This window comes from Streptomyces sp. NPDC002671, assembly GCF_053592475.1.
The window spans coordinates 44,951-57,517 of the sequence record NZ_JBSFVU010000011.1 but is presented as its reverse complement, the minus strand read 5'-3'; the positions used below and the strand labels follow the sequence as shown (position 1 = coordinate 57,517).

The window sequence follows — 12,567 nt, the reverse complement described above, 5'->3', positions numbered from 1 at the left end:
TCTGCCGTTGCAGTATGTGCAACGGCCATTGCATGCAATGCGTACTGGTGTCTAGCATCTCGCCGACACCCGGTCAACGGCACGGTTGCCGCAACGATAGCGATCGGCCCTGGACCTGGAGGGATGGGAGAGACTCCGACCCGGCCCCGGCCGGACGCAGGCCGAGGTCCAGGAGGAGGCAAGCACCCCATGAGTCAGACCGTCGACCGCGCCCTGAGCATCCTGCCGCTGCTCGCCGAGGGCCCCGCCGACCTCGGCCAGGTCGCCGACCGGCTCGGCGTGCACAAGTCCACCGCGCTGCGCCTCCTGCGCACCCTGCACGAGCACGGCCTGGTCTACCGCCAGTCCGACCAGCGCTACCGGCTCGGCGCCCGCCTCTTCGCCCTCGCCCAGGAGGCGATGGAGAACCTGGACGTCCGCGAGATCGCCCACCCCCACCTGGCCCGCCTGAGCGAGCAGTGCGGGTACACCGTTCACCTGGCGGTGTACGAGGAGGGCGAGGTGCTCTACATCGACAAGGTGGAGAGCAGGTACCCGGTGCGCATGTACTCCCGGATCGGCAAGCCGGTGGCCATCACGGTCGCCGCCGTCGCCAAGCTGCTCCTCGCCGACCTGCCCGAGCCCGAGCGCCGCGCGCTCGCGGAGAAGCTCGACTACCCTCTGTACACGGCCCGTTCCACCCCCAACGCCGTAGCCTTGCTACGGGAGTTGGAGCAGGTGCGCGAACAGGGCTGGGCCGCCGATCTCGGTGGCCACGAGGAGTCCGTCAACTGCGTCGCGGCGCCCATCCGCGGCGTCGACGGCCGGGTGGTGGCCGCGATGTCGGTGTCCGCGCCGAACGTCGTCGTCACCGCCGAGGAACTCCTCACGCTGCTCCCGCAGGTGCGCCGTACGGCGGACGCGATCAGCGGCGAGTACTCCGGAAGAACGCCAGTGACGGACCTGAGACCTGAGGGACCCTGAATGACGGACAAGATCGCAATCACCCCGAAGACCCACACCGCCCCGCCCGCGAAGTTCTCCCACGGCGTGAAGAAGGGCAACATCCTCCAGGTCGCCGGGCAGGTCGCCTTCCTCCCGGCGGAGGAGGGCAAGCCGCGCACGCTCGTCGGGCCGGGCCTGCGCGAGCAGACCCTGCAGACCCTCGCCAACGTCAAGGCCGTTCTCGACGAGGGCGGTGCCTCCTGGGACGACGTGATGATGATCCGCGTCTACCTCACGGACACCGGCCACTTCGCCGAGATGAACGAGATCTACAACTCCTACTTCGACGAGCAGGGCCTGACCCAGGCGCCCGCCGCCCGGACCACCGTCTACGTCGGTCTGCCCGCCGGGCATCTCATCGAGATCGACGCGCTCGCCGTCCTGGGGTGACAGTTCACGGAGTTATGGCTGGGCTGACTGGTTCCGGCACAGGGAAGTCGTCCATACTGCCGCCGTGGAGCAGCGCATAGGATCGAGCAGCAAGCCCCTGAAGGGGGAGCCCGTCGCGGGCGCCGGTTTCGACCCGGCGTTCATCCCGGGACTCACGGGCCCGGCGCCGGCAGCGGCAGAGCCGGAGGACGCGAAGCCGGAGTCGGAGCCGACGTCGGATTCCGCGGAGGTGGCCCCGGTCGCGAAGTCGGTCTCGAAGGAGCCGTCGGCGGAGGAACCCGGGGTCGCCCCCGAGTCCGACGCCCCCGAGTCCGACGCGCCCGGGTCCGAGTCGGAGGACGCGCCGGCGGACGGCGACGGCCCCGTCTTCGAGGCGTCCGACCGCCGGGCCAGGATCGTCGCCGACGGCAAGGGCGTCCGCCTCCGCCTGGACGAGGAGGCGTGCGAGTTCCGCTGGGACGAGATCGCGGCGGTCGAGACGGAGTCCCCCCGTTTCGGCAAGCGCTTCACGATCACGGTCCACACCCCTGACCGCCGCTGGTACCCGATAGAGATCGAGGCGACGGCCAGGGCCAGCTTCAAGGAGTGGGAGTCACAGCTGGACGAGGTCCTCGACGCGTACTTCGAAGAGGCCTAGGCCCTGGCGTCAAGCCGGCTCTAGCTGCAGTACTGGGCGGCCTTGCCGATCGACCGGTACATGCAGTCGGCGTTCTCCAGCAGCTGCAACACCGCGTCCTTGTTCCGGGAGGTCTCCCGCTCGATGACTTCGTCGGGCGGGTAGAACCCTCCGTTCGCGCTGGACGTCGGATACATCTCGAAGGTGTAGTCGAAGATCTTCTGGGTGCCCCAGAGATAGTCGTCGATCGTGCCGTCCGTGATGTACAGATCGCTGGACTGCTCGGGCGTGTACCCGTTGCTGGCGGCCATCTTCTGGCCCACGGCCTTGAACGCGGCGGCGTCGTCGGCGGTCATCCCGGTGGCGGTGTCCGAGTAGGTGTACCCGAAGGGCCACAACACCAGCTCGCTGTAGGTGTGGAAGTCGATCCCGGCCTTGATCTGCTGCTTGCCTCCGACGACCCGGCTGCGTACGAAGTCGGCGACGACCTTCACCTCGGGCGCGGACTCGGCGGCGGAACCGCGGTAGGTCTCGGACGAGGTCGATCCGGAGGACCCGCCGCAGCAGCCCCAGTTGTAGTTCCAGTTCCGGTTGAGGTCGGTTCCGACCGACGAGGAACCGGAGTTGGGCTGCCGGTTCTTCCGCCAGGAGCGGTAGTGTCCGGTGGCGATGTCGTACTCCCCGCCGTCCGGGTTCAGGTCGGGGACGATCCATATCTCGCGGGTGTTGACGAGGTTGGTGATCCGCGGGTCGGTCCCGTACCCGGCGCCGAGTTCGCGCAGCAGGTACAGGGCCATCTCCACGGTCAGATGCTCACGGGCGTGCTGGTGGAAGGTGAACAGCACCTCGGGCTCGTCCTCGTCCGTGCCCACGTTGTCGCTGACCTTGATGGCGACGATGTCCCGCCCCTGGTACGACTTCCCGATCACGCGCTTGCTCATGATGTTCGGGTAGGCCGCGAGCCGCTGGTCGATCTCGGCGTTCATCTCGGCGTAGTTGTGGTACTTCGAGTCGGCGCTCGGGAAGTCGTACGGCCGGATGCCGGCTCGCTGCGGCGCGGCGCCCAACGGGCTGACGTCGTAGCCGAGTTGCCGCAGCTTCCGGATCTGCGCGGCCCGCCCGGAGACGACGACGGTCTCCTCGTCGGCCTCGTCGACGCTGACACCGGCTGCCTGAATGGCCGTACGGGTGACGGGAGTTGTGTGCTGATGGATCTCGTACTGCCGGATGTCGTCACCAGTGGGCGTCGTGGCCTTCCGAGCGCTGTCGGCGCTGGCGTGCGTGGCGGTGGCCGAGACGGGGGAGGCGAGGGCGAGGGCCAGCAGTGCGCCGAGGACGGCGGTACGTCTGCTGCCGCGCGCGCCGGAGCCGCGTATGCGAAGTCGCATGAACTCTCCTTGGTTCTCCAGGGATTCCGGCATCGCCGGATGTGGGGGGGGTGGGGTGCTGGAGGGTGCGGAGTTGGCACTCATGACTCAAGGCTCATGGTGAAGTGTTGGCATGGCCTGGTCAAGGCTGCGTCAAGGGGGTCCTGCCCCTTTTGATTCCCTCTTCCGTCACATGGTCCGTGCCCCGTGACGGCATTGTCTGGAGTCCGTGACACGGGACCTTCGAGTAGTGCGGCGCGAGCAGGCCGTTGCTACGGTCCGGATCCGGGTGCGGTCGGTCGGGCCGCCCGTGAACAGGGGGGACGATCCACATGAATGCCCATCGCCTCAGACCCGCCGTCATCGCTCTCGCGGCCGTCGCGCTGGCCGCGGTACTCACCGGGTGCCAGGGGGACGACACCGCCGCTGGAGCCGACGGCACGCCGAGCGTCGCCGCCACGGCGAGTCCGGCGTCCGGCACGTCCGGCACGTCCGGCGGCAAGGGCGGGGCCACGGGGGGCTCAGCGAGCTCGGGTGTCACCGTGACCGCGTCACCGGGTGCGGCCGGTGGCGGGACGCCCGCGGCGAAGCCCGCCTCCAAGGCTCCCGGTTCGGCCAAGACCACACCGCCGGCCGCCGGCTGCGCCACGAAGGCGCCGGACCCGGACCATGTCGACCCCGACGAGATCGCCGTCTACCGTGTCGAGGAACTCCCCGGCAGCACCGGGAAAGTGAACCTGGTCATCCAGCACGGGGCCTGGGGGTGCCCCGACAAGGACTCCGACGGCACGCCGTTCGTCGTCACCGGCGAGGACAGCCGCTGGGCCCTCGACCAGGCCGCATACGTCACCGCCACCAATCCCATCACCAGCAGCAGCAAGAACCAGCGCATCGGCGTGCAGGAGCTGATCGACTGGATCAAGGCGCACCCTGACTCCGGCCTGGTGTTCAAGTACGAGACCGGCGACGACGGCGCCATCCACAGCCTTGAGCAGGTCTACACGCCGTAGCGGGCCTTCAAGGCGCATGCACGGAGTGAGCAGGTGGCCGTAGGGCAGCAACGCCCGGACCTTTCCCGGGCCCGGGCGTCGTCACTAGCCGAATACAGCCGCATCACTCGTCACGGCAGGGCGTGTACGTGTGCCCCCACCGCGTTCGACCACGCGTTGCCCGACGACGCGTCCCAGTTGGTCGACCAGGTCATCGCGCCGCGCAGGTCGGGGTAGGTCTTGGACGGCTTGAAGGCGCCGCAGTTCGTGCCTGCCGTGAGGCAGTCCAGGGCGTTGTTCACGACCGTCGGGGAGACGTAACCGCTGCCCGCGCCGCTGGTCGAGGCCGGCAGGCCCAGGCCCACCTGGGACGGGGAGAGGCCGCTTTCCAGCTGGATGCAGGCCAGGGCGGTCAGGAAGTCCACGGAGCCCTGGCTGTAGACCTTGCCGTCACAGCCCAGCATGGAACCGCTGTTGTAGTACTGCATGTTGACGACCGTCAGGATGTCCTTGATGTTCAGGGCCGTCTGGAAGTACGCGTTCGACGTCGACTGCATGTCGATGGTCTGCGGGGCCATCGTGATGATCAAGGACGAGCCCGCCTTCGACGACAGCGCGCGCAGGGCCTGCGTCATGTACGTCGCGTTGAGGCCGTTCTCCAGGTCGATGTCCACGCCGTCGAAGCCGTACGTCTGCATCAACGAGTACACCGAGTTCGCGAAGTTCGTCGCCGACGTCGAGTCGTTGATCGACACCGTGCCGTTCTGGCCGCCGATCGAGACGATCACCTTCTTGCCGGCGGCCTGCTTGGCCTTGATGTCCGCCTTGAACTGGTCGACCGGGTAGCCGCCGAGGCCGGCCGAGTCCAGGTTGAAGGAGACCGCGCCCGGTGTCGTCGTCGCGTCCGCGAAGGCCACCGCGATGATGTCGTACGCCGACGGGACGTCGGAGATCTTCTGGACCTTCGCGCCGTTGTTGAAGTTCTGCCAGTAGCCCGTCACCGCGTGCTTCGGTACGGCGCCACCGCCGCCCCCGCCTCCGCCACCGGAGGTCGTCGTGGCCGTCACCGCCGCCGACTTCGCCGACTCGCCCGCCGCGTTGGTCGCGGTGACCTGGAAGCTGTACGACGTGGCGGCGGCCAGGCCCGTGACGGTCGCCGAGGTGCCCGTCACCGCCGTCACCTTCGTGCCGTTCCGGTAGACGTTGTAGCCCGTCGCGCCCGACACCGTGTTCCAGGACAGGGAGGCCGACGACGAGGTCGTACCGGTGACCGCGAGGCCGGTCGGGGCGGCCGGGACCGTGGGGGCCGGGTCGCCGCCACCGCCGCCGTCCGGGCCGTAGACCGAGATGTCGTCGGCGTAGTAGGCGGCCTGGCCGTACCAGCCGTGGGTGTAGAGCGTGACGGAAGTCGTGGACGCGCCCGTGGTGAAGCTCGTGGACAGCTGCTTCCAGGTCGTCGTGTCGGGGGTCCAGGTCGAGACGTCCGTCGTGCCCGTGCCCGTCACGCCCAGGTACGAGTAGCCGCCCTGCACCCATGCGCTCAGCGTGTACGTCGAGTTGGGCTTCACCGCCACCGTCTGGGTGCACTGGGCGTTGTCCTGCCCGGCCGGGGTGCCCTTCAGTGCCGACGAGCCGCCGTGCACCGGGGAGGAGACCGTCGTGCCGCTGTTCGCCGTACAGATCCAGTTGGCCAGGCCGGACTCGAAGCCCGCGTTCTTGACGTTGTTGACGTCCGCCGCGGAGGCGGGGCCGGCGGCGAGGCCCGCCACGGACAGGGCGAGGGCGGTGGCGGCGGACCAGGTGGCGATCCGTCCTCTGCGTCTGGGTATGCCTGCTGCACGGTCCACTGGGGCCTCCGGTGGGGGAGTTGACGGGGCGGGAGGAGGGGTAACAGGGAGAGGAGAGAGGAAGGGACGGTGGTCCTCGTGGCGTACAAGTTGGTCCAGACCAATACGGGTGTCAAGAGGTCCAGACCAAAATCACCTTCGGTTCGATGCTCAACCTGTCCTGTTTTGAAGTGACTTGCGCTCTGCGAGTTCCACACGAGCTACACAAACGCTGTTCTCCGGTCATTCAGCCGTGGATACAGTGCTCACGTAGTCACGCAGTGAAGTCGTCCTGGTGCGCTGGAGCGACTCCGGTGGGCCGGCGGGTGTGAAGAGCGGAGTGCGCGCGTGCCAACTGCCATTGCCGTGACCAGTGCCGACATGGCGCTGTCGGCGCAGGACGAACGGACCATGCCCGCCGTCGTGCTGGAGGGCCTCGACCGACGGCCGCTGGAACACGCGCTGACCGAACTCCACGGCCTCATCGAGCAGTACGGGTACGTGATCGTCGTGTGCTCCAGAGCCACCCCGGAGCCCGTCGTACGGCGGCTGCACACCCTGCGCTCACTGCTGGAGAGCGACCGGGTCGCCGTCTTCCGGCCCGAGCTGCCGCCCCTCGGCATCGCCGTCCTGGCCCGGCAGCTGCGGCAGCTCGCCTCCTGCGACCTGAGTCCGGGCGTGCTGGCCTCCGCCGGACGGCTGCTCACCCACTACATCCACGCCGGTGCGGTCCTCGGCTCGGTGGCCCGGCTGGACCGCGTACCCGTCAGCCTCAAGGCACACGCCAAGTCCTGGGTCCCCGGCAGCCAGTTCGCCGTGCTCGCCCATCCCGAGCCGCAGCTCGTGCGGATCGGACCCGACGCCGCCCCGCTCAAGGGCCCCGACTTCAGCACCTGGATGCTCGTCGCCAAGGGGCAGTTGCAGAGCGAATGGATCGGCGGGCTGGCCAAGGAGTGGGGCGTGCACGGGCTGCGTGAGGCCCCGCTGCCCGCCGAGTCCTCGGTGTGGTGGGGGACAGGGCGGGCCGTCGAGTTCTGCAGCTACCTCGCCGACCTGTCGGTGCTCTACCAGCTCGTCACCTCCGTACGGCAGAGCAGTTGCCACTGGTGCGGCATCGACGTCATCGGCGACCGCTGCGTCTTCTGCTCGGCCAACCCGCCCGTCCACGAACCGCCCGCGCCCCGCGCCGTGGAGCAGGGCCGCCGGGGCCAACGGGCCCTGGAACAAGGCAACCGCCGAGGACAACGCGCCCTGGAACAGCGCACGCCCGCCTGACCGGCCCGGGTCCCGGGCCCGGCCCCGCAAGCACCCGCACACATCCCGCTCGACCGATTCCCCCAATGAGGTTGCACGGTTCATGAACTCCCGTCAGCGCCGCGGCGTGATACTCCTGACCCTGTCGGTCCTGTGCGCTCTCGGCGCGTTCGCCGGCGTGCTCTCCGTCATCGACAACGTGCAGTCCAAGGTCGGCCACGAGGTCACCGCCTACCGGGTCAGGTCCGACGTGCAGCCGTACACCGCCCTGGACACCGGCCAGTTCGAGAAGATCAAGATGCCCAAGCGGTGGCTGTCCGACAACGCCGTGACCGACCTCCGCGAGATCCAGGGCAAGATCGCGGTGACCACGCTGCGCCAGGGCTCCCTCCTCCAGACCGACATGATCGTCGACCAGCCCGCCCTCCAGGCGGGGCAGCAGGAGGTCGCCATCATGATCGACGCCGCCACCGGTGTCGCCGGCAAGATCACCCCCGGCTCGCGGGTCAACGTCTATGCCACCTTCGAGGGGAAGAAGGAGGGCGACCCCGACCAGTCGAAGATCATCGTGACCAACGCGCGCGTCCTCGACGTCGGCCGGATCACCGCCCTCGACCCCGACAGCAGCAAGGACCAGCAGCAGCCCACCGAGGCCGTCCCCATCACCTTCGCGCTGTCCACCCTCGACGCCCAGCGCATCACCTACGCCGAGTCCTTCGCCCAGCGGGTCCGGCTCGCCCTGGTGGCCCCCGGCAGCGAGACCAGCGTCCCCGACAAGGACCGCACGTACGAACTCGCGACGGACAAGTGAGAGGCGGCCGAGCATGCCCACCAGGATCCTCCCGGCCGGCGCGGACCCGGACGCCGTCCGCTCCCTCGTCACCCTGCTCAGCCAGCTCCCCGACGCCGAACCGCAGCCGCCCGTCGGCGACTCCACCCAGCTGGTCGACGCCCTCGCCCGCCTCGCGACGGAGTCCGTGGACGAACTGCCCGAGGTGGTCGTCGTCCACGAGCGCATCGGGCCCGTCCCCGCGCTGGAGCTGATCCGCGAGGTCGCCCTGCGCTTCCCGGCCGTCGGCGTCATCCTCGTCACCACCGACGCGAGCCCCGCCCTGTTCGCCGCCGCCATGGACTCCGGCGCCCGCGGCCTCGTCGCGCTCCCGCTGTCGTACGACGAACTCGCCAGCCGCGTGCAGGCCGTCGCCCAGTGGTCCAGTGGCGTACGGCGCCATCTCGGCCACGGAGGCGACGTGTTCGGCGGCACCGGCGGTACGGTCGTCACGGTCAGCGGAGCCAAGGGCGGGGTCGGCGCGACCCTGGTGGCGATCCAGCTCGCGCTCGCCGCCCAGGCCTCCGGCCGGTCCACCGCCCTGGTCGACCTCGACCTCCAGACCGGCGACATCGCCTCCTACCTGGACGTCCAGTTCCGCCGCTCGGTCGTCGACCTCGCCGCCATCACCGACATCTCCCCGCGCGTCCTCGCCGACGCCGTCTTCCGTCACGACACCGGCCTCGCCCTGCTCCTCGCCCCCGCCGAGGGCGAACGCGGTGAGGAGGTCAGCGACCGCGCCGCCCGGCAGATCGTCAGCGCCCTGCGCTCCCGGTACGAGGTGGTTGTGGTGGACTGCGGCGCTCAGCTCGGGGGCGCCGGCGCGGCAGCCGTGGAGATGGCCGAAACCGCCCTGCTGGTGGCCACCCCCGACGTCATCGCCGTACGCGCCGCCAAGCGGACCGTGCGCATGTGGGACCGGCTGCAGATCCGCAAGGCCGAGGAGACGACCGTCGTCGTCAACCGCCACAGCCGGGGTACGGAGATCCAGCCGGCGCTCGTGCAGCGCATCACGGGTACGGCGATGGCGCGTACGGCGGTGCCTGCGGCCTTCAAGGAACTCCAGGGCGTGGTCGACGCCGGGCGCCTGCACGAACTCGACGGCAAGAGCACGGTGAAGCAGGCGCTGTGGGCCCTTGCGGGGGAGCTGGGGCTGGCCAAGGCCGTCGAGGGGGCTTCCCATCGCGGGGGTGGGGCGCGTGGATCGGTCGGTTTTCGGCGCCGGAAGGAGTGAGGGGCCGATGAGACGCCTGGGACGGGACGACCGGGGGCAGGTCAGCATCGAGTTCCTCGGGATGACTCCGCTGATCGTGCTGACGTTGGTGCTGATGTGGCAGGCCGTGCTGGTGGGGTACACCTTCACGCTCGCGGGGAACGCTGCGGACGAGGGGGTGCGGGCGGGGACGGCGGCGGCTCAGGGGGAGCGGTACGGAGTGTGCAAGAAGGCGGCTCTGAAGCATCTGTCCGGGGCGTGGCGATCGGGTGTCAAGTTCAGACAGTGCGGCGGGACCGGCTACGTGAAGGCGGACGTAGGCATAAAGGTCCCCGTGCTCTTTCCCGGGTTGATCAACTTTCCCGTCACCGTGTGGGGCCATGCCGGAGCGGTCGAGGAGGTGAAGGACTGAGATGTCGTACGGACGGATACCGCGGCGACGGCGTGACGGCGGCCAAGTCGCCATCGAATACCTCGGGTTCGTCCCGGTCTTGCTGATCGTCGGGCTGGCCGGCATCCAGATCGGGGCGGTCGCGTACGCGGCCGAGCAGGCCAGTACTGCGGCTCGGGCAGGGGCGCGGGCGGCGTCGTTGGGGCACGAACCGCAACCGGCGTGTGCGCAGGCGGTCAGCAGTGCGCTGCACGTGGAGTGCGGCCCTCCCAAGCGGGGCGAAGGCTCGGTCACCGTCACCGCTCGCGTCCAGATCCCGAAGATCGTCTTCTGGGACTTCGGCAAGGCCACCAAGCACGCCACCATGCCCCTCGACCACTGACCGGGAAGAAGCGAACCCATGAGCCTGCGGGCACGGATCAACACTCCGGAGGAGAACGGCAGTCGGGGCGAAGACGGCCACCTGGTCTCCGCCTACCGGGCCAAGCTGCTGGAGGAGATCGACCTCGCGGAGATGAGCGCGCTGGCCGCCGCCGAGCGACGGGCGCGGCTGGAGCGGGTGCTCGGGCACATCATCAGCCGTGAGGGCCCGGTGCTGTCGACCGTGGAGCGCTCGCAGCTGATCCGCCGGGTGGTGGACGAGGCACTCGGCCTCGGCATCCTGGAGCCGCTGCTCGAAGACGCGTCGATCACCGAGATCATGGTGAACGGACCGGACGCGATCTTCGTCGAACGCGGAGGCCGGGTCGAGCAGTTGCCCCTGCGCTTCGTCTCTGCGGACCAGCTGATGCAGACCATCGAGCGCATCGTGTCGACGGTCAACCGGCGGGTGGACGAGTCGAATCCGATGGTGGACGCTCGGCTGCCGTCCGGTGAGCGCGTCAACGTGATCATCCCGCCGCTGTCGCTGACCGGCCCCACGCTCACGATCCGCCGCTTCCCGCGCTCCTTCACGCTCCAGGAGCTGATCGGCTTCGGCTCGCTCGACGAGCACATGGTGTTCCTGCTGGCGGGCCTGGTGCAGGCGAAGTTCAACATCATCGTCTCCGGCGCCACCGGCACCGGGAAGACGACCCTGCTCAACGCGCTCTCCGGCCTCATCCCGTCGCACGAACGCATCATCACCATCGAGGACTCGGCCGAACTCCAGCTCCAGCAGACGCACGTCGTCCGGCTGGAGTCACGGCCGCCGAACGTCGAGGGCAAGGGCGAGGTCACCATCCGCGACCTGGTGCGCAACTCGCTGCGCATGCGGCCCGACCGGATCGTCGTCGGCGAGGTGCGCGGTGGCGAGTCCCTCGACATGCTCCAGGCGATGTCCACGGGCCACGACGGTTCCCTCGCCACCGTGCACGCCAACAGCGCCGAGGACGCCCTCACCCGCCTCCAGACCCTCGCGTCCATGTCCGACGTGGAGGTCCCCTTCGTGGCCCTGCACGACCAGATCAACAGCGCCGTCGACGTCATCGTCCAGCTCACCCGGTTCGCCGACGGCGCTCGCCGCATCACCGAGATCGCGCTGCTCGACAGCCACGGCGGGGAGCCGTACCGGCTGGCGACCGTGGCGCGCTTCCACGCCCAGCCCATGACCCCGGACGGCCGGGTGTACGGCAGCTTCGAGTACCACCCGCTGCCCCGCCGTACCGCCGACCGCCTCTACATGGCGAGCCAGCCCATCCCGCAGGCCTTCGGAGTCGCCCGCTCCGCGGAGCAGCTCGCCACCCGAGAAGCCAGGTAGGACCCAGGACCATGGAACTCCACACCCTCATCCAGCTGACCAGCGGCGTCGCCCTGCTGACCTGCGTCCTGGCCGTCGCCGGCGTGCACAGCTACGCCGCGGGCCGGGCCCAGCGGGCGGAGCTGATCGACCGCCTCTCGCACACCGGGGCGGCAGCGGTCACCGGCCGCCGGCGCCGCTTCCGCAACCTGGACCGGCGGCTGCGCCGTACGGCACTGGGCCGGAAGCTGGAGCTGCGGCTCGCGGCGACCGGCCTGGACGTCACCCCGGGCGAGTTCTTCGCCTACATGCTCGCCACGGTCGCCGCCCTGTGGCTGATCGGCGAGGCCAGCCTGGCGCCCTTCTTCGGCCCCCTGGCAGGGCTCCTGGGCGTCTGGGCGGCGCTTCAGTTCCTCAACTGGCAGCGCCAGAAGCGCATCGAGCGGTTCATCAACCAACTGCCCGAAATGGCCCGCATCCTGGCCAACGCCACCCAGGCCGGCCTCGCCCTGCGCACCGCGATCGGCATGGCCGCGGAGGAGCTGGAGGCCCCGGCAGGCCAGGAACTGGCCAAGGTCTCCGACCAGTTGGCGATCGGCCACTCGATGGAGGACGCGCTCGGCGAACTCGCCGACCGGCTGCCGTCCCGGGAACTGGTCGTGCTGGTCACCACCCTGGTGCTGTCCAACCGCGCGGGCGGTCAGGTGGTCTCGGCGCTGCGGAACCTGACCGAGACGCTGGAGGAGCGCAAGGAGACCCGGCGCGAGATCCGCACCCAGCTCTCCCAGGTGACGATGACCTCGTACGCCGTCCCCGTCCTCGGCGTCGGCGCCCTGTTCCTGATGAACGCCGTGAAGGACGGCGCCCTGGACCGCATGACCGGCTCACCGATCGGCCAGGCCTGCGTGATCATCGCGTTCGGCTTGTACGCCGTCGGCTTCGTCCTCATCCGGCGCCTGAGCCGGATCGACGTCTGAGGGGGGCGGCTGCC

Annotated in this window: 13 protein-coding genes; 11 read left to right on the top strand and 2 right to left on the bottom strand. The window is 69.6% G+C overall.

Annotation, left to right across the window (positions count from 1 at the left end; translation table 11 throughout):
* Positions 1 to 189: 189 nt before the first annotated feature.
* The 3 genes from ACWD35_RS18780 (at position 190) to ACWD35_RS18770 (ending at position 2,011) form a co-directional block, all read left to right on the top strand.
* Positions 190 to 963, top strand: coding sequence for an IclR family transcriptional regulator (locus ACWD35_RS18780; protein WP_451352365.1), 774 nt, complete (start codon positions 190 to 192; stop codon positions 961 to 963).
* Positions 964 to 1,374, top strand: coding sequence for a RidA family protein (locus tag ACWD35_RS18775; RefSeq protein WP_451352364.1), 411 nt, complete (start codon positions 964 to 966; stop codon positions 1,372 to 1,374).
* A gap of 64 nt (positions 1,375 to 1,438) precedes the next feature.
* The gene (locus ACWD35_RS18770; protein ID WP_451352363.1) at positions 1,439 to 2,011 is read left to right on the top strand and encodes a hypothetical protein; all 573 of its coding nucleotides are present in this window, start codon (positions 1,439 to 1,441) and stop codon (positions 2,009 to 2,011) included.
* A 20-nt stretch (positions 2,012 to 2,031) separates the two neighbouring features.
* Here the strand turns inward: ACWD35_RS18770 and ACWD35_RS18765 are convergent, their stop codons facing one another.
* Complete coding sequence (locus ACWD35_RS18765; RefSeq protein WP_451352362.1) at positions 2,032 to 3,378, bottom strand: M14 family metallopeptidase; 1,347 nt, start codon at positions 3,376 to 3,378, stop codon at positions 2,032 to 2,034.
* 311 nt (positions 3,379 to 3,689) lie between these two features.
* On the opposite strand from ACWD35_RS18765, the gene ACWD35_RS18760 reads away from it, so the two are divergent.
* Positions 3,690 to 4,367: a hypothetical protein gene (locus ACWD35_RS18760; protein ID WP_451352361.1), complete on the top strand. Its 678-nt coding sequence runs from the start codon at positions 3,690 to 3,692 to the stop codon at positions 4,365 to 4,367.
* 110 nt (positions 4,368 to 4,477) lie between these two features.
* On the opposite strand, the gene ACWD35_RS18755 is transcribed toward ACWD35_RS18760, so the two are convergent.
* Positions 4,478 to 6,193, bottom strand: coding sequence for a chitinase (locus tag ACWD35_RS18755; protein ID WP_451352360.1), 1,716 nt, complete (start codon positions 6,191 to 6,193; stop codon positions 4,478 to 4,480).
* A 360-nt stretch (positions 6,194 to 6,553) separates the two neighbouring features.
* Here ACWD35_RS18755 and ACWD35_RS18750 point away from each other — a divergent pair, with 360 nt between their 5' ends.
* The 7 genes from ACWD35_RS18750 to ACWD35_RS18720 all read left to right on the top strand — a co-directional run bounded on the left by ACWD35_RS18750 (position 6,554) and on the right by ACWD35_RS18720 (position 12,553).
* Positions 6,554 to 7,447, top strand: coding sequence for a hypothetical protein (locus ACWD35_RS18750; protein ID WP_451352571.1), 894 nt, complete (start codon positions 6,554 to 6,556; stop codon positions 7,445 to 7,447).
* Positions 7,448 to 7,529: 82 nt separating this feature from the next.
* Complete coding sequence (cpaB, locus tag ACWD35_RS18745) at positions 7,530 to 8,237, top strand: Flp pilus assembly protein CpaB (RefSeq protein WP_451352359.1); 708 nt, start codon at positions 7,530 to 7,532, stop codon at positions 8,235 to 8,237.
* Positions 8,238 to 8,250: 13 nt separating this feature from the next.
* Positions 8,251 to 9,489: an AAA family ATPase gene (locus ACWD35_RS18740; protein ID WP_451352358.1), complete on the top strand. Its 1,239-nt coding sequence runs from the start codon at positions 8,251 to 8,253 to the stop codon at positions 9,487 to 9,489.
* A 7-nt stretch (positions 9,490 to 9,496) separates the two neighbouring features.
* Entirely contained in the window at positions 9,497 to 9,880 is a 384-nt protein-coding gene (locus ACWD35_RS18735) for a TadE/TadG family type IV pilus assembly protein (protein WP_451352357.1), read from the top strand.
* A gap of 1 nt (position 9,881) precedes the next feature.
* Positions 9,882 to 10,241: a TadE/TadG family type IV pilus assembly protein gene (locus ACWD35_RS18730; protein WP_451352356.1), complete on the top strand. Its 360-nt coding sequence runs from the start codon at positions 9,882 to 9,884 to the stop codon at positions 10,239 to 10,241.
* An 18-nt stretch (positions 10,242 to 10,259) separates the two neighbouring features.
* On the top strand, positions 10,260 to 11,597 hold the full coding sequence (locus ACWD35_RS18725) for a CpaF family protein (protein ID WP_451352355.1): 1,338 nt from the start codon (positions 10,260 to 10,262) through the stop codon (positions 11,595 to 11,597).
* A gap of 11 nt (positions 11,598 to 11,608) precedes the next feature.
* Positions 11,609 to 12,553, top strand: a complete 945-nt coding sequence (locus ACWD35_RS18720; protein ID WP_451352354.1) for a type II secretion system F family protein — start codon at positions 11,609 to 11,611, stop codon at positions 12,551 to 12,553.
* The last annotated feature ends 14 nt before the right edge of the window (positions 12,554 to 12,567 follow it).

Bases quoted from the DNA above. Each gene is read 5' to 3' on its own strand.
- ACWD35_RS18730 (WP_451352356.1), top strand. From the start codon at position 9,882: ATGTCGTACGGACGGATACCGCGGCGACGGCGTGACGGCGGCCAAGTC.
- ACWD35_RS18735 (WP_451352357.1), top strand. From the start codon at position 9,497: ATGAGACGCCTGGGACGGGACGACCGGGGGCAGGTCAGCATCGAGTTC.
- ACWD35_RS18765 (WP_451352362.1), bottom strand. From the start codon at position 3,378: ATGCGACTTCGCATACGCGGCTCCGGCGCGCGCGGCAGCAGACGTACC.
- ACWD35_RS18775 (WP_451352364.1), top strand. From the start codon at position 964: ATGACGGACAAGATCGCAATCACCCCGAAGACCCACACCGCCCCGCCC.
- ACWD35_RS18780 (WP_451352365.1), top strand. From the start codon at position 190: ATGAGTCAGACCGTCGACCGCGCCCTGAGCATCCTGCCGCTGCTCGCC.
- ACWD35_RS18725 (WP_451352355.1), top strand. From the start codon at position 10,260: ATGAGCCTGCGGGCACGGATCAACACTCCGGAGGAGAACGGCAGTCGG.
- ACWD35_RS18750 (WP_451352571.1), top strand. From the start codon at position 6,554: ATGGCGCTGTCGGCGCAGGACGAACGGACCATGCCCGCCGTCGTGCTG.
- ACWD35_RS18760 (WP_451352361.1), top strand. From the start codon at position 3,690: ATGAATGCCCATCGCCTCAGACCCGCCGTCATCGCTCTCGCGGCCGTC.
- ACWD35_RS18720 (WP_451352354.1), top strand. From the start codon at position 11,609: ATGGAACTCCACACCCTCATCCAGCTGACCAGCGGCGTCGCCCTGCTG.
- ACWD35_RS18740 (WP_451352358.1), top strand. From the start codon at position 8,251: ATGCCCACCAGGATCCTCCCGGCCGGCGCGGACCCGGACGCCGTCCGC.
- cpaB (WP_451352359.1), top strand. From the start codon at position 7,530: ATGAACTCCCGTCAGCGCCGCGGCGTGATACTCCTGACCCTGTCGGTC.